This window comes from Chitinophaga sp. 01L420 (genome assembly GCF_056399985.1).
The window spans coordinates 106335-127828 of sequence record NZ_JBFTSK010000013.1; the positions used below are offsets into that span (position 1 = coordinate 106335).

At 41.0% G+C, this 21494-nt stretch carries 14 protein-coding genes, 1 tRNA gene and 1 pseudogene; 6 read left to right on the forward strand and 10 right to left on the reverse strand.

Annotated features, from left to right (window positions below; all coding sequences use genetic code 11):
- Positions 1 to 128 precede the first annotated feature (128 nt).
- The 3 genes from AC1DP6_RS14640 to AC1DP6_RS14650 all read left to right on the forward strand — a co-directional run bounded on the left by AC1DP6_RS14640 (position 129) and on the right by AC1DP6_RS14650 (position 4762).
- Positions 129 to 857, forward strand: a complete 729-nt coding sequence (locus AC1DP6_RS14640; protein ID WP_477055472.1) for an SGNH/GDSL hydrolase family protein — start codon at positions 129 to 131, stop codon at positions 855 to 857.
- Complete coding sequence (locus tag AC1DP6_RS14645) at positions 854 to 2500, forward strand: FAD-dependent oxidoreductase (RefSeq protein ID WP_477055473.1); 1647 nt, start codon at positions 854 to 856, stop codon at positions 2498 to 2500. The genes AC1DP6_RS14640 and AC1DP6_RS14645 overlap by 4 nt, the downstream gene beginning before the upstream one ends.
- Before the next feature lie 327 nt (positions 2501 to 2827).
- Positions 2828 to 4762 carry a hypothetical protein gene (locus AC1DP6_RS14650; protein ID WP_477055474.1) on the forward strand — a complete coding sequence of 645 codons (1935 nt, stop codon included), beginning with the start codon at positions 2828 to 2830 and terminating at the stop codon, positions 4760 to 4762.
- A gap of 91 nt (positions 4763 to 4853) precedes the next feature.
- Here AC1DP6_RS14650 and AC1DP6_RS14655 read toward each other — a convergent pair whose 3' ends face one another.
- Positions 4854 to 5186, reverse strand: coding sequence for a magnetosome magnetite crystal formation protein family (locus AC1DP6_RS14655; RefSeq protein ID WP_477055475.1), 333 nt, complete (start codon positions 5184 to 5186; stop codon positions 4854 to 4856).
- Between the two features lie 242 nt (positions 5187 to 5428).
- On the opposite strand from AC1DP6_RS14655, the gene AC1DP6_RS14660 reads away from it, so the two are divergent.
- Entirely contained in the window at positions 5429 to 5911 is a 483-nt protein-coding gene (locus tag AC1DP6_RS14660) for a hypothetical protein (RefSeq protein WP_477055476.1), read from the forward strand.
- Positions 5912 to 5988: 77 nt separating this feature from the next.
- Positions 5989 to 6062 (forward strand) — tRNA-Gln (locus AC1DP6_RS14665).
- Between the two features lie 730 nt (positions 6063 to 6792).
- Here the strand turns inward: AC1DP6_RS14665 and AC1DP6_RS14670 are convergent.
- Positions 6793 to 7581: pseudogene (locus AC1DP6_RS14670) on the reverse strand (recombinase family protein); the annotation flags it as partial.
- A gap of 47 nt (positions 7582 to 7628) precedes the next feature.
- Positions 7629 to 8051: a recombinase family protein gene (locus AC1DP6_RS14675; protein WP_477055477.1), complete on the reverse strand. Its 423-nt coding sequence runs from the start codon at positions 8049 to 8051 to the stop codon at positions 7629 to 7631.
- A 362-nt stretch (positions 8052 to 8413) separates the two neighbouring features.
- On the opposite strand from AC1DP6_RS14675, the gene AC1DP6_RS14680 reads away from it, so the two are divergent.
- Positions 8414 to 9109 carry a hypothetical protein gene (locus AC1DP6_RS14680; protein ID WP_477055478.1) on the forward strand — a complete coding sequence of 232 codons (696 nt, stop codon included), beginning with the start codon at positions 8414 to 8416 and terminating at the stop codon, positions 9107 to 9109.
- A 193-nt stretch (positions 9110 to 9302) separates the two neighbouring features.
- On the opposite strand, the gene AC1DP6_RS14685 is transcribed toward AC1DP6_RS14680, so the two are convergent.
- From AC1DP6_RS14685 to AC1DP6_RS14715, 7 genes are all read right to left on the reverse strand, one after another.
- Complete coding sequence (locus AC1DP6_RS14685; RefSeq protein ID WP_477055479.1) at positions 9303 to 9992, reverse strand: hypothetical protein; 690 nt, start codon at positions 9990 to 9992, stop codon at positions 9303 to 9305.
- A 122-nt stretch (positions 9993 to 10114) separates the two neighbouring features.
- Positions 10115 to 10792 (reverse strand): hypothetical protein, encoded by a 678-nt coding sequence (locus tag AC1DP6_RS14690; RefSeq protein WP_477055480.1) that lies wholly within the window; start codon positions 10790 to 10792, stop codon positions 10115 to 10117.
- A 122-nt stretch (positions 10793 to 10914) separates the two neighbouring features.
- Positions 10915 to 11235 carry a hypothetical protein gene (locus tag AC1DP6_RS14695; protein WP_477055481.1) on the reverse strand — a complete coding sequence of 107 codons (321 nt, stop codon included), beginning with the start codon at positions 11233 to 11235 and terminating at the stop codon, positions 10915 to 10917.
- Positions 11236 to 11297: 62 nt separating this feature from the next.
- The gene (locus AC1DP6_RS14700) at positions 11298 to 11894 is read right to left on the reverse strand and encodes a DUF4304 domain-containing protein (protein WP_477055482.1); all 597 of its coding nucleotides are present in this window, start codon (positions 11892 to 11894) and stop codon (positions 11298 to 11300) included.
- Positions 11895 to 12322: 428 nt separating this feature from the next.
- On the reverse strand, positions 12323 to 13000 hold the full coding sequence (locus AC1DP6_RS14705) for a hypothetical protein (protein ID WP_477055483.1): 678 nt from the start codon (positions 12998 to 13000) through the stop codon (positions 12323 to 12325).
- Positions 12997 to 17370: a DUF6443 domain-containing protein gene (locus AC1DP6_RS14710; protein WP_477055484.1), complete on the reverse strand. Its 4374-nt coding sequence runs from the start codon at positions 17368 to 17370 to the stop codon at positions 12997 to 12999. The genes AC1DP6_RS14705 and AC1DP6_RS14710 overlap by 4 nt, the downstream gene beginning before the upstream one ends.
- Positions 17371 to 17420: 50 nt before the next feature.
- Complete coding sequence (locus tag AC1DP6_RS14715) at positions 17421 to 21485, reverse strand: DUF5977 domain-containing protein (RefSeq protein ID WP_477055485.1); 4065 nt, start codon at positions 21483 to 21485, stop codon at positions 17421 to 17423.
- Positions 21486 to 21494 lie beyond the last annotated feature (9 nt).

Below are 21494 nucleotides of genomic sequence, written 5' to 3' on the forward strand. Positions count from 1 at the left end.
GAAAAGCGCATTTGTTTTTCGCGATGTACAACATAGTTGTAACATTTTCTGCTTTTGTATAGAGAGATTATTATCTTACCTACTCAAACTCCGGAGCCGGCAACGGCATTAAAATAAAGTACCAAGCAATGCATCGCAGAAATTTTCTACAGGCTGGTTTGCTGACTGCTACCTTTTCTTTACAAGACGTTTATTTTCCTGGCAACGCCTATGCTGCCATCAGCGAGGGATTTATTGTAAATGCCGGAATAGGTGGCAATAATACCGTGGATCTGCTGGGCCGCATAACGCCCGACTGCCTGGAACATAAACCGGAACTGACCATTCTGATGATTGGTACCAATGATATGAATTCCCGCAAGCATATTCCATTACCACAGTATGAAAAAAATCTGCGGGAGATCGTATCAAAAATAGTGGCTATTAAAAGCCGGGTTTTGATGATGACTATCCTGCCGGTATATGAGCCTTATTTGCATATCCGTCACCCGGCGGCTTTTTATGAGCCGGAAGGTCATGCCGAACGAAAACGACAGGTGAATGAAGTGATTCGTAAGGCGGCAGCAGATTACGGGCAGGACCTGCTTGATATGCATTTTATTTTTCAGCAAACAGGCGATATCGGTGAAGGAGCAGAAAGTTTGATTAAAAATGTTGTCAACAGTAACGTAACAGATGGTGTACACCCAACACCGGCTGGCTATAGAACCATGGCAGTGGCCATTTTCGAATACATCCAACTGAAAAAACTACCTCGTAACCGGATCGTTTGTTTCGGTGACAGTATCACTTTCGGCGATGGTGGTATAGAAGGGAAAAGCTATCCCGCGTATCTTAAAAAATTATTATTTGCATGAGAAAGGTAGGTTTACTGATCACTGTACTGTTATTACCCGCTTTATTTTCCCGGGGTACTGCGCCTGTTTATAAGGCAGATGTGATTATTTACGGTGGTACTGCTGCTGCGGTCATTGCCGCGGTGCAGGTACATAAGATGGGGAAAAGTGTGATCGTAGTATCTCCTGATAAACATCTTGGTGGCCTTTCTTCCGGGGGGCTTAGCTTTACTGACACCGGTAATAAATCTGTTATTGGTGGCCTGGCACGGGATTTCTATCACCGTATCTGGCTGCATTACCAGCAACCATCCGCCTGGAACTGGCAAAAGCCTTCTGAGTACGGGAATAAGGGACAAGGTACACCAGCTATGGATGGCGCTGCACGCACCATGTGGATTTTTGAGCCACATGTGGCAGAACAGGTGATGGAAGATTATGTCCGGGAAAATAACCTCGTTATTTACAGGGACGAGTGGCTGAACCGGGAGCAGGGGGTAACAAAGAAGGCCGGCAAAATACAGGCGATCACTACTTTGAGTGGGCATACTTACAGCGGTAAAATATTTATTGACGCCACTTATGAAGGTGATCTGATGGCAGCAGCAGGGGTGAGTTATACCGTGGGCCGGGAGGCAAATGCTACTTATGGCGAGTCCTGGAATGGAATACAGACGGGCGTTTTACATCACGGGCATTATTTTAAACAGCATATCAGTCCTTACCGTATTGCCGGAGATGCCGGCAGTGGGCTGTTGCCAGGTGTATCTGCAGAAAATCCGGGTGAAAAGGGAGCGGCGGATCATAGAATCCAGGCTTATTGTTTTCGTTTGTGCCTGACCGATAACGCTGCCAACCGGATATCTTTTTCCAAACCGGTCGGGTATGATGCCGCTAAATATGAATTGCTGGGCAGGGTGCTGGACAGTGGCTGGAATGAAGTGTTTAATAAATTTGATCTTATCCCCAATCATAAAACCGATGTGAATAACCATGGTCCTTTTAGCATGGATAATATCGGCATGAATTACGACTACCCGGAGGGAAGCTATGCCCGCAGAAAGGAAATTATCCGAGAACACGAAGTGTATCAGCAGGGACTTTTGTATTTTCTGGCCAACGATCGCCGGGTGCCGGCGGCTATTCAGGCTCGTATGAAAACATGGGGCTTATCGGCCGATGAGTTTAAAGATAATGGGAACTGGCCGCATCAGCTATATATCCGGGAGGCCCGGCGTATGAAAGGGGAGTTTGTGATGACAGAGCAGACCGTTGTCGGCAAAAGCGAGGTACCTCAATCCATCGGCATGGGTTCTTATACATTGGATGCGCATAACGCGCAGCGCTATGTGAAAAAAGATGGCTTTGTACAAAATGAAGGAGATATAGGTGTGGATATTAAAGCGCCATATAAAGTGGCTTATGGGGCAATACTACCCCATCAGCAGGAATGCAGTAACCTGTTGGTACCTGTTTGTGTGTCGGCTTCCCATATTGCCTATGGCTCTATCCGGATGGAACCCGTATTTATGATATTGGGGCAAAGTGCTGCCACGGCTGCCGTACTGGCGATTACAGAAAATAAGGCGGTGCAGGAAGTTGATTACGAAAAATTAAAAGCGCAGTTGCTGAAAGACCAGCAGCACCTGGAGACGGGATTGTAAGCGTATTGCGTTCTATCATCCGCTATTCATTAAAAATGCAGTAAACCGGTATTGACCCGGTTTACTGCATTATCTTTTTTTATAATGAAGTAAAAAAAGAATTTGGGGGTAAATTAACAAAAGAGGAAAGGCCGTATATATGCGTTGGTAAGTTCAGGTGTAGGATGCCGGTTTTTCAATTTTTCCATATGATCCTTTTCTATAAATGAACTCTGATGCAAAAATACAGTGCTGTAGCGGTCTTCAGGCATTTGTAGTATCTACAAGGTGACTACAGCATTCCTTTTTTTATATCTACAAAACAACTACAAATAGTATTTTTACGGAATGAACCGTATCAAATGGAGGCTGGTATTTTTGTTATGTGCCATCATTAGCCTGCTATCTACTGCTACTTTAGATGCTCAAACCGTGCTGGATTCATTAAAGCAGGTATTGACGCAACGGACGTTGACACCAGAGGAACAGGTGTTAACAAGATTGAAACTGAGTCGTGCTTTGATAAGCCATGATCATAAAGAAGCGCTTGCAAATGCGCAGGTAGCTTTATCGATGAGTCGTTCTTTAAAGGATAGTAAGTATGCCGCACAATGTCATTCTTCCCTGGTGTCGTTAATGTTTGGACAGGAAGAAGTGAAGAAGGTGCAGCTGCAGCTGGACAGCGCTTTTCTGCTGGCGGAGCAGTCCGGAGATCCGTTGACGATGGAGAATGTATGGTACCGGAAAGGATGGCTGGAAAACAGGATCGGCAAGCCGCATGATGCCGTGAAGAGCTTTCAGCAGGCTTTAAAGTATGGTGTTGGGCAACCGGCCAACAGTTTAGAGACCAGTATTTTATATAATCTTTCTTCCATTTATGCAGACTGGGATGATCTGGAAAACCAGTCGCGCTATGCCTTTGCGACCCTCGATGCCACAAAGCGTTTCCCTGATCCGGATGATATGTGTAATGCTTACCAGGCCATTGCCGGCAGTTATGAGAACCGGTTTGCCCGTGATACCAGTGCCCGGAAGCTGCTGGATTCCTCCCTGTATTACAACCGCATCGCCATACAGTACTACCAGCAAAATAAGAACAGGATCAGCTTCCCGAGTATATTGGGGCTGGTAGCTTTGAATACTGCTAATCTGTATGCGGAATATTTTCCACGCAGCTACCGGGATTCTGCCCTGCATTATCTGCAAATTTCCCTGGAAATAGGCACCGCTACTGATCAGCAGGAGGTCATCGCCAGCAGTTATGGCATGATGAGCAGCTTTGAAATAGAAGATGGACATTATGATCGTGCCTCCCATTTTTTAATGGCAGGGTTGGAAACTTTGCTGAGGTCTACTTCTCCCGATAATAAGGTGATGGCGCATCTCATGAGTGCTTTGTCGGAGGTGGCAGAAAAGAAAGGGGATCTGTTGGGGGCGTTGAACTACTCCCGTGAGCACAGTAAATATTATGCAGCGGCTTTTGACGCAGAAAAAATGTCCATCACCAAAAGACTGGAAGCGCAGTACCAGGCGCAGCAGAGAGAACAGGAGCTGAGTGCTTTACAGGAAAAAGCGGCATTCAATAAAAAGCTGAACATCGTATATGTGATATTGATAGTGGCTTGTATACTGGTGCTGGTATTCCTTTTCCGCTCCTATCATTTCCGGTTGAAATCTACTATTCAGCAGCAGACGTTGCTGGAAAAAGAAAAACAGGATGCCGTATTACAGATGCGGTTGAAGGACGAAGAAGCCAGAGCGCTGGCACTGGAAAAACAGGAAGCCGCCCTGCAGGCAAGACTCCAAAGTGAGGAAGCCGCGCGACTACAGGCTGAACAGCAACTGATGCAGGCCCAGAAAGAACAACTGCAGAAAGACTTACTGGCCGGGGCTTTACAGGTAGAACAGAAGAATGAACTGCTGCAAACATTGCAGGAGAAGCTCTCGGAAAAATCGGGCGATCGTAACCTGGTAGGGCAAATTACGCGTATGATAGATCAGCACCGGCGTATGGATGAAGACTTTGAAACGGCGAAGACAGAGCTGGAAAATATTCATCCGGAATTCTTCAGCCGTCTGCAGGAGAAGGCTGGCAATACCCTGACCCGCCTTGATTTAAAGCATTGCTCTTATATATCCATGGGTTTATCTACCAAAGAAATTTCTTCCAGGATGGGGGTAGCACCCAAAAGTATCCTGATGTCGCGCTACCGGATTAAGCAAAAACTGGGGCTGGGCAAAGAAGAAGGACTGGATGCCTGGTTGATGAATATGGTACAGTAGCTACATATAAAGAATGAGACTGACTATAACAGCCAGTCTCATTCAAGGGTTTACCTCATTCACAAGTAAAGTCTTAACACCCGTATTCTCTTTAGTTCTGCAGGAAAACAAACTTGTTTTCAAACATTTTTCCTATTACAGGTATAGGTTGTTGTACGTTGTTGTTGGCATTGATGATGCCAAAAACCATAAATACCACGGGTAAGAAACCTGCAAAAGAGAGTATACCACTGAGTGCTGCGGGTAAAACGGCGATCACAATTCCAAGCGCAACAGACCAGACGATGCTGGCTATCACGAGTCCCAGGGCTTGTTCCAGGTGATAATTAACCAGGGCACTTCTCTCTTCTTTACTTTTTACATAAGCAATGATCCATCCTATCAGGGTGATGTAAGCAATCATAGCCCATTGATTTGTTTTCATAGTTTGTTACGTTTTTTGGTTTAACGATGATGTATGGCAAAGGTAAAATGACCTGATAGCAGTTGGTGTTTTATGTCTACTACACAATGTCTACACGTTCGGAGATAAGGTACTACAAAGTAACTACATCTATCTTTATAAATTAAAAATCAATTATTTGAACATTTTATTATTCTATATTTTTAGAGAAGCATACACAGCGGGATGGGCAGGCGTGGCACAATGATTGTTGCGCAGCTGGTATGAAAAAAGCAATTATACCTTCCATATTTCAGGTTATTGGTTTGGGAATAGTCACCGGGATGCGTAGTGCGATGGGTCCTGCCTTCACGAGCTATTCATTGAACCAGGAACCTTCCGATAAACTACGTCGCTCACCGCTGGCCTTTATGCAAAAGCCGGTTACTGCGCGTTTTTTACAAACCATGGCGGCAGGGGAGCTGGTGGTAGATAAAGCTCCAGGTACAGGAGATCGTATAGCCGCTGCCGGTATTGCCGGCAGAGCGCTTTCGGGAGCGTTGGTAGGTGCTACCCTTTATCAGGCCAAAGGAGGCAAAGCCTGGAAAGGTGGACTGATAGGCGCCGTGGCAGCAGTAGCTGCTGCCTATGCATTCTTTTATCTGCGCCGGGAAACGGGTCGTAAATTTAAAGTAAGAGATGCCGCATTGGGTGGCGTGGAAGATGCTGTGGCAGTGGGTATAGCGGCAGTGTCGATACGGAAATAATGATCTGTTCCAGGAATTATTTTTTGCAAGTGTTGTTTTATTTAAGAAAAAAACTACATTTGCATCCCGTTAAACAATGCCTAATAGTATAATGGTAGTACGATAGATTTTGGTTCTATTTGTCTAGGTTCGAATCCTGGTTGGGCAACCAAACTAGAGAGAATGGAATTATTTCCATTCTCTCTTTTGTTTTTAGGCCCTAAATCATTGGTTATTTGGTATATATAATTTAGAACTTCGTTTACTCTAAAAGTTCGTAATGCTCTGTTTTCAAAATAGAGTTTATCTGGAAAGCACGAACTTATGATCTCTATTTTTTTATCATTATCAGAGTTTTCATATATAGAATCCAATGAAAGAAGTTTACCAATACCGAGCTTTAGAAGGTTTTTGATATTAGGTTTATCGGCTGACGGGCCGCTTAGCTGAGCTTCTATTTTTTCGATTTCTTGTGTATAGTTAGATTTCATTATGTTGAATTCCTCCGGATCTAATTTTCGGCTGGCGAGTAAATCCCTAATGACAGAGATTTTTCCTTCAAGGTCTTTTATTTGTTTTCCCAATTGTGTCCGGTTTAGAGTTTCTTCTGAGGATTGTTCTTTCCATGCTTGTTGTAGTATGATTTGATATAACTCCATCATTTCTTGCCGGGGTGAATATTTTTTGAGTAACCTGTAAAATTGTTCATTAACATCCTCTGCCCGTTCACGAAACCGACATCCCTTAGAACAATGATAATATGGATATGCCTTTTTATAGCGATTAACACTGCCACTACCCGTAACCAGTTTGCCGCAATTTGGACAAACGATAAGACCTCTTAAAGGTAGAAATAGATTGGCCATGACTTTAGGCTTATAGGATCGTCCACGACCATCTAAAACCTCTTGAACTTCATTAAAAAGCGCTTCACTTATGAGAGGTTGATGTTTGCCTTTAACAAAGACACTTTCCTCTTTCTTGTACTTGGGAATAAATAACTTTCCACAGTAGGCTGGGTTTCTCACAGCCAGCCAAAATTGCGCCCTACTGCGTGTAAACCCTTTTTTCTTAATGAGTTTAAAAATTTGTTCTGTATTGTAAACTTTTCTTGCCACTTCTTCAAAGGCCCATATCATTAGGCTTGCCATTGGTTCAACGGGAATTATGATTTTATTATCATTTTCATCCCGGACATTCTTATATCCAACAGGTGCGCGATTCATGTGCCTTCCTTCTTTCATTGCACGGCGCATACCATGAATGACATTTAAAGAACGTCTGTCATTCTCAACCTCTGGTGCGGCTAGGTAAAAAGCCAGCATCATTTTAGACTCCGGGATTTCCATATCCAAAGGTTGTTCTATGGCTTGTGGTTCTACGCCTAATCTTCTTAAAATGGAGATCATCTGGTAAGCATCACCGGCATTACGGCTAAATCGGTCCCACTTTAAGAACAACACGAAATCAGTTTTGCCACGGTGCCGTTTAAGATCGAGGAGGTAATTCTTCCATTTTGGTCTGTTGAACGTTTTTGCAGAGTGATCCTCAAATATCACCTGCCTGATGGTATATCCTTTTAACTCACAAAACTTTCGCAAGAAATCCTCCTGGCTTCGTTGTGAGTAACCTTTTTCGGCTTGTTCATCTGTAGATACCCGTATATACAGGTCTGCTGTTGTTTCCTTCATCTGTTTGAGTTTTATGTTTATACTTTCGGGTCATTTGAATCCCCCCTTTAATTTTGTGCAGATCTATTGGATAATACATCTTGCAGGTTTTTCCAGGCAGGCTGGAAAACCAGGTATTTAATTAGATCCAGATTGCTTTCATGATAGGTAGTTGCCATGGGTTTAACCCCTAATTTTTGTAATTGGGCAATCCATAGCAATGAGCTTGCAATGTTTCTGGTCAGTCTGTCCCAGTCTGTAAAAAGTAACAGCTCTGGTTTGTCTTTGGATCTGCGTATGTTTTTGATGTACGATGGCCAGGTGTGTTGATTAAATTCGTGTCCGGGTCCACGCACTACAACTGTTTTCCTGATTTTAATTTGGTTCTCCAAACTAAATTTACGGAGCAAACCTTCTTGTGTTTTTAACATTAGGTCTTGCTCTTGATGATCTGCACACCTTGCACGGATCAATAGGTCAGCTACTTTCATTTTCATTTGATTTTAAGTAATGTTCAATTGTTATGTCAGCGAACAGGCATAGTATCTTTAATATTCTTGACGCCATTTCCTCTGTTACAATAATTTCTTTTTTGCGCAGATACTCCTGTACCTTGCTTGGGGTTAATTTTTCCATCTCTCTCACTTATCAAGTTCACAAATCCTTTCAGTGTGAAAGGCCACAAGATCAAATTTACAAAAATGTTGGTGTAAAATATATTATACATCAACATTTAAGAGGTTGTATCACATATTTATTTTATGTTATACTGAAAACAGTGTCCTGATTTGTATATTTTTGAAGTTGCCGAAATGAGGCAGGGGAGGGATTTTTAACTAATTAAAGTAGGGAAATGTCGAAAGTAAGTTATAAGGTCACTGATGATCCAAGATTGCAGGACGTGGATTTCCACGGCCAGGTGGTCAGACCTCTGTATTTTAAACTTGTACACGCCAGGAAGTCCACAACTTTTAAAAGTGTTTTTTTCGATCAGCTCACAAAACCCAAACATGCTCTTCATGTGGGGGCTGCTAAAAAGGCGCCTACTATTGATCAGCTTTTAAAAAAAGAACAACAGGTCATCAACTTCATAGTAGATAAACTTGGGGATTCTTTTTCGTTACCGCTTTTTAAGGAGGCGTATAGCTACTATACGACGGATCTGATCGAAGTCACCGAGGATTTGTTTAATGAATTTCTGAGGGTGTATTTTACTGATGAGGGTGTTCCTTCGTTCGCCAGGAGTTTATTTGAGGGTAATAAAACAGTGGATATTTACCAGGTGGTTGATGATTTAAGAATATGCTTTAAGGCCGAGAGTTATGCTAAATTATTGGATGCTGCTTACAACTTGGCACCTCCTTATCTGGTGTTGCATAGTTTTGCCCGTAAAATTAAAAAATGGCCTGTTATTCTTCCGGTTATAGAATGGGGGCAAAAGGAAACGCAAGAATTATTTATCCAGCACGTCAAAGATAACTTTAAAAAAATCAACCCCGAAACAGCTTTGTACGAAGTTGACCGATACATTAAGGCGATTTCAAAATAAATATATTTACCAATACTCAATAATAAATTCCTTGCGTATGGTTCTTGGAACTGACGAAAAGGACCATTTTAATCTGTCAAATGAAAAAGTATAAGAGGTAGTAAAAAATCGTTACTATCTCTTATACTTTTAAATTGCTTTACGGTAATATACCATCGCATTTTGCAATCAAGAAAATTACTCTTCGCTAATTTTAATTACTGCCAATTGAGGGCAATAAGATTTTCAGTCGTTTCATCTCTTCAAGATTCATTTCCGGTGCATCACTTTCAATCATTTGCTTCTCATAAAAATTAAGCAACTTTTCAATTTCAGGATTGCTATTTAGTTTGGCTGCAATTACGCCCCTGATCATTCGTCTATAATCGTTCATCATATGAACAATCCATTCACCAGGATGGCTGTTTGCTATTTTATCTATTGCAGGAATTTTGCAATTCGTCAGACAATAAGGCAACGCAACTTTGTTAAATTGTTTGATTAATGTCTCCGCAACTCCTGGAATATGATTTTCCTCAAAAATCAATAAGTTCAAACTTTCATTTTTCTTACGAAATATCCCGTCTGGATTAGCGATTAAGGAAGCAATTGAACTACCAATCGTTTTAAAATCTACGTCTTTTTTGAGTTCTGTGTTTACAGTAATTTGTTTGTAGAAAGCTTCAATAGCCTTCACGTTTACCCAAATCATAGGTTCAATTTGAAAACCCTTAGCACCTGTACCTATTATTGTTCTATCGTATATTAACAATTCATACATGAAAATATGATCAGCTTCATTTCTGATCAACCATTGATTTCTCCACTCTGCTTTGAAATTAAATTGTGTACCTACCTTGGCAATTGATTCAATAGTCTTCTGCATTACCTCTTTTTTTGTCATAAACTATTCAATTTTAGACCGGACATAATTTTCCTATAACATGTCGTAGAAACCAAAACTTACATCTTGATTTCAATACAACATTATGCAATTGTTTGGGATTCTTGGGCGAAATGCTCGGCTTATGCAAGAAGTTCAGATCGCTTCAATTTGGAAAGCTTTGCGCTTTCTAAGTTTATTATGATTTGCTTTATAAACAGATCCCTGTTACGAACTTTTTCTTCAAGTGACTTGTACCATTGGTCAAATGGCCCATAAATAAAATCAAATCCAAATGACGGCCATGTAGGACCTACCTCGGACAATTCATCTAAAATTTTTTCCGTACGCTTCCAATCACCAAGATAAACTGAAGTAAATAACTTCGTTTCAAATGCGTTTGCTTCTGGGATAGGCCCTCTTCTCCCTGTTTTTAGCACCTCTGCTATCAATTCAAAAAGGTCATCAATTCTTACATCCTCACTAAATGATATTACCTGATTAGAGGTGTAATTAAAAGCTTTTTCCTTCCACTTCTCATTATCCTTGTAAGGAATATCTAATTGAAATCCATCCTTTTTTTTGATATCTTTTATAACCACCGGTATTTCTAAACAATTACTTTCATCAACTTTCCATAAAGGATAGATTACGAAATGTGGTCTATACTGATCAGTCCTTGGAAGTTTTATAATTTCAATGCCTATAACAATCGGTCCTAAAACTTTATATAATTTTACTTGTGAATAAGCAGTTAACTGTGGAAAACGTTCCAACCAGCTATTGGTTACCTGCTTTTTTTCTATACTACTAATACTCACGGCTGTATTATATGGATTAAATAAGCAGGGAAATTATTTTTTTAGGAAGCTTTCTTTCGGCAATTATAATGTAGACGTAACTTTATAGCAGTTCGTTTACGCCAACTGACGATAGATTTGGGTTACTTTTTGCTACGAATGAAAATTGATTTAGCTCCTTGGTAATCAAATTCCAGCTTATCGTCCAACAAACTGAATATGGTGACTTCTTTATTGGGCATAGATGGTTGGTCAGTAATTAAGTGATTCCCAATTATTTCATAAGTCATCAACATTTCCTGCTGCCGATCATTTTCAATAATAGTGTAAACAAACTCTCCGTTGGCTCTAAATCCAAATGAAGCTCCACTTCCATATAATTGTTGCGTTTCATAATCATTCGGATCGGCCATCCACGTACTAATCAATTCATTTTGTACCATAAAAATTATTTGATTATTCACGAATTACGGTAATTTAATCCTAATTCAAACAATCGTCTCAAAGGGATGGATTGAAGTAGTTATTATAAAGTATTCACAAATCGAACGTGCTCATTAGCGGTATCTTCAAAGGGCTTGCGCCTTGTTGTTTCGAGCATTTCGTGAATAAAATCTCCTAATCTATTATCATTATTCAATTTTAATAAAGTGGTTAAATAAATATACTTATTAATTAAGCTTGTACCAGGAGAATCACTAATAAATGCTGAGATTAAATCATTGTCTGAAATGTGTGCATTAATTGCGGGCATAGCTAGTTTTTTTACTGCAGTTACCACATCAATTATTATGTTGTCAAGGTCATCCGAGTCATTATACTTCCACCAGAAATCTTTTTGTTCAGGCATTAGTCTTCCTATTCGGCTTTCCCAATGATAACGACCTGTTGATGGTTTATTATTTGATGTATCCCGATCAATATTTCTTCTTAGAGCTGTTGACACTATCCCAATGTTTAAGGTGAAAATAGCCTCATACTTGGAACTATCTCTGCTCTTTTGAAAATTGAGTATACCCCAATTATTATCTTTAAATAGATAAAACGTACTATCCTTTTTAATGTATCCTGCCTCTTTTAAAACTAAAGAAACGGAATTTAATATTGATTTGTAATTATCCATATAAGTTGCCAATTTAAAGGTTTTCTAACCAAGTCAACTTTATGATTTTCAAAGGTCAACAGATACCAATCCTTAAGCCGTTGGAGAGTATGATAACGTGATGAGCCCACTTTAGTTTCAATTCCTCCCAAAAGTTTTCCTAAAAAACTAACGTCAATATTAATATGCCTTTTACCCAAAGGCGTCCAATGAGTATGGGGCGCAATACTTTATATAGCTTGACTTGTGATTTAGTCGTTAATTGTGAAAAGCGATTTAACCAGCGTTGAGTAACATTTTATTCTGGCGCAATTACCTGTGAATCATTTATTGTTTTCCTTAAAATACGGATATGTGAATCCATCACTGCATTTTCTCTTCTATAAAGAAATACACTTCATAAAATATAAATGGCAGGCAATAAAAATTCATCACCTGTATAGCCTCATTTATGGAAAAAGATCAGATCGCTTCAGTTTGGAAAGCTTCACGCTTTCTAAATTCTTTGAAATTTGGTTCATAAACAAATTTCGGCTCCTTACTTTTTCCTCCAATGACTTAAACCAATTTTCAAACGATCCAAATTTAAAGTTAAACCCGGCTGGATTCCAATTATTGCCGAGTTGAAATAATTCATCTAAAACACTCTCAGTTAATGGCCAATCCGAAGCGTACACGGCAGAAAATAATCTCAATTCATAATTATTTGCTTCCGCAATCGGTACACGAAAACCTTTTTGCAAGGCTAATTCCGCATATTTCATTAAATAGCTTATTGAAATGTCCTGATCAAAAGGAATAATTTGCTCTGAAGTCGATTCAAATACTTCGATTTCCCATTTTGAATGATCCATATAGGGTATATCGAATTGGCGTCCGTTTTTTCTCACAATTTCAGTTGATATCATTGGCATTTCAAGGCATTTTGTTTCATCTACTTTCCAAAGCGGATAAATCACAAAATGTGGCCGATAGTCTTCACTTCTTGGAACAGTTAATAATTCGATACCAATGATCATAGGACCCAATACTTTATACAATTTTATTTGTGAATATGCAGTTAGCTCAGGAAACTGTGATAACCAACTTGAGGTGATTTGTTTTTTTACAGATGTATTTATTGTCATAGATGTATTATTTCGATAATATAATTTGGGAAATTTCTTTGATATTTTAGCATCTGAGGGGTTTGCATGAATTGTGGTATGGTTTTGCCAGGGTAACCAAACTTCCAATCAAAAATTGTGGTGGATGATCGTTTGAATACGTCAAAAACACCTCTGTCTCCAGGCCCGAAATTAAACTGTTTCCCATATTCAAATCCTCTACTTCCGAAAATATCTTCGTATCGTTTTAGCAGGTCTGTTGCATATTTATGTTTTGCAGTTCCAGCTAATCTTCCTGTCCCACCTACAGACCTTTCTGCTATTTCACCAGCTCTTGTGACTAATTGTAAATCTGTCAATGCAGTACGTCCGACAGCGCTGCTCCCACTTCCAACTGTTCCCCAAACGGTGGCAGCAGCTAGGGTCTTAACGACACCACTGGTAGCCAATCCCTCCAGTCCAAATGTTGCTACTCCTGTTACTACAGGTTCTACATAGTCTGTAACAAATATAAATGATTTTCGATACGCACCCTTAGCATCTCTAAATGCTTGTGCAGTGGTATTATATGCCTCGAACTGGCGCTTTGGGAACCCTCTTTCAACCTCAAACTGCTGGTCAATAGGCTCATCAAGTGGATCAGCTTGTTTTATAGGTATTTTTTGCAGATCATAATTGCGCTTAAATGCTTGCTGTCTTTCTACATAATTTCCAATTTGGACAAAACCATTTGTTGCAAAGGTTTTTATTGCCCCGTCAGTAATTATTTTAGTCAGGGATTTAGCCACCCCACCTCCAAGAACTGGATATGTCCAGCCCCAGCCAACGCCTTCAATAAACGCCCAGATGGGATCATCGCCAAATGGATCATTAAAAGAGATTGGGTTATTGAGATTACTATTGTAGGGGCTGATTCCCGAATAATTATCCGAAGCAGGGTCCATTTGCCACCAGCGACCAATTTGGGGATCAAGTGTCCGATAAAATGCGTCATAATGATTTAGGCCTAATTCAGTTGTCTGCTCTATGCCATTATAATTATTCCTATTCTCAGCATAAGGATTTTTCAATGCTTTGGAACTGATTCCCGCCATGGTCAGCCCAAATGGGTAATAATGGGTTTCTTCCAGTAACGGTCCATTATTGTGAGCTACCACTATGTTATCAAAATATACATCCTGTACACTCTCATTGCTGGTATAGACATAAAAAAAGCCATCTTTTTTTATGATCATTCTTGATGTGGCCAATGTCTGAAGTTGATCGGGGCTTCCCTGTACCTGCCGGACACCACTATTTTCGTCTACCATATTGAGCAGATCGTCAAACAGAACATAGTTAAGATAAGCTTTGGGAAGTGTAGGTTGGTTCTGGCTCGGGTCCTTATCCCTTATGGACTGATAATTTGAAGATGTAAAATTTGTTACCAATGGCGACCCTGCGCCAGTACCATTACCATGCGCGCCATCCGATGGAGAGGAACCTGTTGCGAAAGCTTGTAGCAGAGCGGTCAGCATATTAGCAGCTGTAGTACTGGAAGTACTTGCTGCAGCCGACTTATAAAATGCCTTTGCCCCAAGTTGAATGGTATCACCTGCCATCACCCGTAAAACCAGCGATGGGCCAATTTTCTGAGTGCCAGATCCTGCGTTTAACTTGGCAACATAATCATTTGGAGAGGTTGTACCATCTACTGGATAACCAACTGGTTTTGGGGTTCTGGTACTTTCAATATTGGAAAACAAGGCATTTTCTTTTGGAGAATTACCTGTTTCCATGGTAGCAGTATAGGAGGCGAGGTTAGTCTCTTCGGTCAGCACCATCCGGGTATTGCCAAGATGATCGGCTATGAAATAATCATACACCAGTGCCACTGGCTTTCCGGTAGCATAGGTTGCCCTTATCCGGCCTTCACCATGGGGGAAATAAAGAAGACTGTCATTTTGGTAAACAAAACCCTCTATGTAATCATAGATTTTAATTCCCGGTGAGGTACTCGAAACATCTGTAACCTTCTTTCTCAACCTGTTCCCCATTGCATCGTAGGTATATTCAATGTATCCTTTCCCGAGTATAGTAAGGCTATCAGGCAGATTCAAATAATTATAACGATTTGGACTTAACAGCCGGTTCATGTCCAGGGTAAGGTTTCCATTTGAATCATAAGCATAATCCTGCGATTCATTATTATTGATCTCCTTAAAGTCTCCTAGCTTACTTTGTGGATCATTATTCTTATCGGTTACAAAAAACAATTTATTTGTGTACGGGATATAAGAATATTTAAGACTGTCAATGACTGCAATAGAAAGCCCCTTCATACCTTTCTGCAACAACCCAGAAATATTTCCGTTGCCGTCATAGGCAAGACCTTTTACGGAAAAATCAACTTTATCTGCTGTCCATGCCGTACTACCCTGATTTTGTTGGGTAAAATCGGCCTTTAATATCCTGCCAGCTGTATCATAAGTATAACCAAAGGCTCTTGAAATTCCGTCTCCCCGGCTTTTCCATTTTACGCCGGCGATACTGCCGTCATACTGGCTGGCACTAAATCCATAATCATAGGATAGATCCTCTCCAAACCAGTTGGCAGTACTTCCTGCCGTATTCACAAAGCTGCTGTTAATTGCCTTGAGCTGTCCGTTAATATTATATTCAATGGCCTGTGTTTCTTTGGGTATGGTCTTGTTTTTGATGTTACCCATCTCATCATAGCTGTAGCCGGCAATAATTCGGTTGGTAGTAGTTACATCATTTATCCTGGTACTAATCTCTGTAACCCTTCCAGTTGAATCATAGTTCGTACTTGTTAGTATTCTGGTTTCAGGTGTTACTATGCTATGCGGATTCGTATGACGTAAATAGGTACTTAATACTTTTCCACTGAAATCATACAGGAAGGTAGTAGTTTGCTTTCCCCCGTATATGTTATCTGAAACTGTCTGTAATACCCGGCCTTTATCATTGTAATAAATGGTAGTGGTAAGCCATTGACTGGTGCCCAGTATCTTTGACTTGAGTCCGGTCATCTTGCCCATTACACGGTGACTAATACCGGTATTGGGCATATCATAAAGGTTATTACCCTTTTGTGGCGCTGAAAAATCTCCGGTAAGCGGTGACTGAACACCTGGAAAGGCGTAATTATCATCATAAAAAAACAGGATCTGGTCTGAAGGATTGCCTACTGGAATAAATGGAAACGTCCCGGGAGTTGCACCATCAACGCTGGTCTGCAGTACGTCTCTTGTGGTGCTGGCAGAGTACAGCGAAAGTTTTACAGGACGGTCAAGGTTGTCAAAGTAGGTAAGCATCCATTGGGAATTTCCCTTTAGATTGCCGTCACGTACAAGTACCAGCCTATCCCGCGAGTCGTATACCATTTCTGTAGAATCTACACCTGGAAGTTTTCGAATAATGTTTCGACCCTTTGCATCATAACGATATATTGTACAAAGACCAGCCAGTACATTGGTTACAGACCAGGAAGGATATATCTGTTGTACGGCAAGCGGAGGGATGACAAATCTTAAATTGTTTAACTCGTCATACACAAAATAAGTACATAGCCATCCGGTATGTGATGGGCTGGGACTTGCTGACAGCTGCACCTTCCTAAGAATAATCTTTCCTGACTTATCATAGTATTCTACTAACTGAGCGCCATTTTCAGCTACGGAAACAGATTCTGTCAACTGTCCAGCGCCGTAAAGCTTCGTGGTCATCGGGATTCCAGCTGAAATTTCCCAGATGCGCACTGAGTCTGCGGTGGTATTTACAAAAGTATATTGCTGCCTGTTTTTCTTTCCACCTTCGTTTGCATAACTGTTTCCGGCACCGTAACTTTTAACTATGGTGGAAGATGGTGCCTGTTCAAATACAGCTTGATTATAGAAAATGCTTTCTCCTTTCCCAGATGGGTTCAAAGTTGCATTTTGCATAAACACTTGCTGGCTGTTAAATGGATTGCTTTTAAACTTGCCGTCATTGGTGATCGCATCCGTTTGGACGTATGGCAGGTAACTTATTGGTTGCCTTCCGTAGCCATCATAAATAATGGGCATTACGATATCCTTTCCGGAACTACTGGCTGATTTCACTATGGACTGTAAAGGGCGGTTTAATCCATCTGTATACACAGTGGATTGCCTGACCTCCTGTACTTTCCGCCCAGTTGCAGTAGCTGTAACAGCATCTGTTGTAGGCATAATTGGCTCCCAGGTCCGGATATAGTTTAACGTAGGATTCTGATATGCTGAAGGCTTTGTAATTGGCGAGGCTGGAGGTTGTATTGTCGTCGTGGGACTAACTTGTCCTTTACCAACTGAAAACGTAAAATTGAAAATAACAATTGCCAGCAAAAACCATTTTATATTAATCGAAAACATAGAATTCAATTTCAAGGTGATAGAATTGTAGATAGATAAGGGAGAAATGGCTAACAGGGCCTTTGTTCCAGAATTATCTTCTCACTATAAGTTCCGTCCGGGAATTTATACCAGAATCCCGTCCTACACATATTTGGAACTCCAGGTACCGGTTCAGTAAAATATGTTTTGACTCCAGCTACGCATTTTCCATTTATAACTTTATGATCAAATCCTTCATCAATTCCACAACTGCATTGAGTATTATGGTTGATATAGTTTTGTCCGTTTGCTTTGATATCTTCCAATGCCATTAAATTAGCTGCGTTTTTATCATCTGCTGTGTATTTTCCTGCCTGCACAATATATAAACCTACTCCTGGTGTAAAACCTGGACCACATCCTACCTGCGTAAATTTTTGCGAGAGGGAATCGTTGGTATAAGACTTACCTCCACACATTTCAGGTTGACCGGCATAATTGTAACAAATACGTTGAAGGATATTGCCGTCCTGGTCGCGGATAAAACTAGGTCTACCCAGGTAGTCGTATTCTTTGAAAATGGTATTGCCATTCACGTCAGTTTCTGAGGTGGGACCATACGTGGGATCATAAGTAAAAGTGGTAATGACTGCATCAACCGGATAGATCCTCACCTCGTCTATGGCATCTCCATCCGAAAGTACCATACCGTTGGTATAAGGCTTGGCGTTATAAAGCCATTTACCTGCCAACTGGTAGCGATAATCTACCCGATAGCTCCGCGCGTTTGGAATAGTGAAAGTAGGGGTATAATCTCCTACTTTACAGCCTTTTCCCGCATATGGCTTAATGGCACCTGTATATGGAGTATCCTCAAATCCTTCGTAGCTAAATTCCGATGCTGTGGCCGTGCCAGGGTCTGTAAAATAGGTGTACACTAATTTAAAGGCGTTGTATGGGTGTTTTTTTAGAGCGGTAAGAGTGTAAGTTCCTGCAGGCAGATCGGCAAGGACTTTATATCTTGGAAAGCTATCTGCCCAACTATTGTAATGATCATCCATTCTGAAAACTCTCGTTACATAACATAAAGTTCCTGTATAGCTTTGTACAGGAGTTCCACCTGTTAATGTATAGCTACATAGTGCTCCGTCATAGGTCTGATAATCATCCAAGTGCAGATAGATGGTTCCTGGTTGGGTTAAAGTGATGGTAGCGGTCTTTGTTGTCCCATCTGTTATTAACAAGCTGTCATTGGTCACTGTCCCGGTAGCACCTTTTTTGTCGAGATGTGCTGCATGTGCATTATGCACATAGGCGGTGATCTTCTGTTTTTCATCGCCCGCCTGGCTTCCATACCCCCATTTATATGCTACTTCCGTTCCTCCCTGATTAAAGGTATGTACCAGATTACCATCAGCGTCAAAATTATTAACCTGTTGCTGTTTAATATAGGTAGGTATTCTGTTGAGGACTGTGCCAGTAAACGGACCTGTCTGGCTTTGAGTAAGCGGTGTACTGCTTTGCAGTACATGCAATTGCTCGGGTTTAATATTTCCGTTAGATTGGAACTTATATTCCGTAACTGAAGCATCAATCAGCTTCTGCCCCGTAGCATTGTTTTGTCTGATTTCAGTGGCAACAGGTAAGGATATCATATTTAAATCACTGAAAGCCTTATGCACTGGGAGTTTATTGCCATTATAGTCCTGCGGATAATAGGTAGTAGTTTCAGTGGTGTCTCCAACACTGTTGACTGACTGAACTTTGGAGGGCAAAAGGTTGGAGGGATTATAAGTGTAGGACGTTACCAATTGGGAGAAATTACCAGTACTGTCGTAATCTTTTTTTGTCATGGAAATTAAACTGGTCCTGCCTAGTAACGAAGTATAGTAATCAGAATATAATTCAATTCCTGAAGAATAGGTAGGGAACAGGTATTGAGCACACATTAGCACTGTCTTGGGTTTCCACGCAATACTGTAATTGCCCTGTACAATTGTTTGCGGACTGTAGGAATAAGTAACATCGGATAACAACTTGTTACTTTTCGTGTACTCCTGAATATGTTTTTGCAGGCCATAGACCCAGGGTAGACACCTGGATTTGGTAGCATATGGCTGGCTTTGGGTTGGCACGGTGATCGGGAAATCATCAGGAGATGTAAATTCATAGACCATTTTCCCTATATTATTGGTGGTATCTCCTTCATACACCACAACACGTTTGTAGAGATGCGGCAGTTCGTTGTTCATGGCAGGGTGGCGGCTGAAATCCTGGCTATTGGTAGCATTGACTTGCTGTAAAGCCGGAGGTGGTGTTAATATATTAGTGACCATCGCCACTACAATCATGCAGAACAGGTTTTGTGAAATCAATGCACTAAGCCCTTTAGCACCAACACCAGCCCATAAAGCATAAAGTATCGGTAAGGTGTTAGTAGTAAATGCTATACTGAAGGTAAGATTACCTGCTTTGTAACCAGTACCAGCCGGTGGCAGGACAAACTTGGTGTAATTTGTTTCAGAATAAACAGGGGTTTCATAACCCCAGCCAGAGGAACTACCATCTGGATTAATATATTGGTATTGTTTTATAATTTTCTTTGAGGTATCCACCATATCGAATAAGATGGTCTGTTTTACACGGATTCCTCCGGAAGGCTTTATTACGCCAGAACTCATGGCATAATTATGCTCATATTCGTAAAGTAACATTCCGCCTGTTGGATACTGCACTGATTTTAGTACTCCGGTCAATGCCGACGGCCCAACCTGTCGGTTATTTACGGATGTCAAAACTTTTATGCTGGTGAAACACTCATCTGCAGTATTGTAATTCTGCTCAAAGGTATGGCCGTTGGAATAACCCCAATGGTCCCGTTCAAAAAGGGCACGACCAGGTAAATAGTAACCACCTATCTTATTATAATAAGAGAAGGTAAATGGTGCATCAGGAATATTAAACTTTCCGGTTTTCTGGACCGTCTTTAAACATAATCTTGCATACTTATATTCATCTCCCACAAAGGAGAAGTTAAATGGGCGTGTCGAATCTTTGAAGAAATATTCATACCCGAATTGGTATCCTGAAACGATGTCGGAATCTTTCTTAATCACGATCTGTTTTAAGGCTTTTTCACCGGGAAGGTCAGCTAACTCACCATCATGATAGATCAGGGACACTACCGTCCTGTCATCAGGAAAAGTGATATCTGTAAGTCGCTTCCTTGTACCGGAAAACCATAGCGGTAAACTTTGGGCAGCTCCTTTGGGTTGCCCGTCAATGGTCGATATGGTGTAGATGCCTTCGTAGCCAATGAGGTACTGCATTTTATAGTCGGTGTAATTAAGGGTAATTTTGTGCCCTGAAAGCGGGTCTTTAATTTCTGTCAGATACCAGGCTGTTCTGACGGAATAGTCACTGACATCAAAATAGGGGATAGCCACTGATTGCCCCGATGTTGTCACTATTTGCCGGCCCTTCTTATATTTTATCAGGTTACTTCTTTCGCTGGCGCTGAACGTATACTTAATTCCGGATTCATCTGTGATAATAAATTGGCTGATAGTTGTAATTACGTTACCATCTTCCGGCACTGACAGCTCCCTTTTTTCAATTTTCAGTTTTGAATTATCCATAGGACGTATGGTTTGGTCCTCCCATATGATAAATCTACCTGTCCTGCCACCAAACTGGAATTCAAATATATCCTGCTGCAGGTCGCGGAGTACATCAAAGTCGGGTTGATATTCATCGTCTGAGGCGCCGGCTGGAACAAGGGGGACGTATCCGGCTTTATTACCTATTGGTGTATTACGGGGAAAATAGGGCACCATAAATCCTACTCCTTGTTTGACACCGCCATAGGTTCCTTCTACCTGATCGTCAGGTTCACCAACGGTTCGTCTGACAATCATACCGCCTGCCATCAGATTCCAACCTAAACCTACACTGGATGGAATTTGATTTACCAAGATACCTCCACCACCAGTATAATTCAGGGAGATATCGAAAGATAACCTGCCTCCATCATTATAATTAAATATAGGCAGGCTGTAATTTGCTTTGCCGGTAGGAAGGTCCACCTGCCCGAATGCCGTAGCTGCTATCACAAATTGGAATAGTAGCGCTAAGGGATAACATTTGTGAAACATAGTATTAGG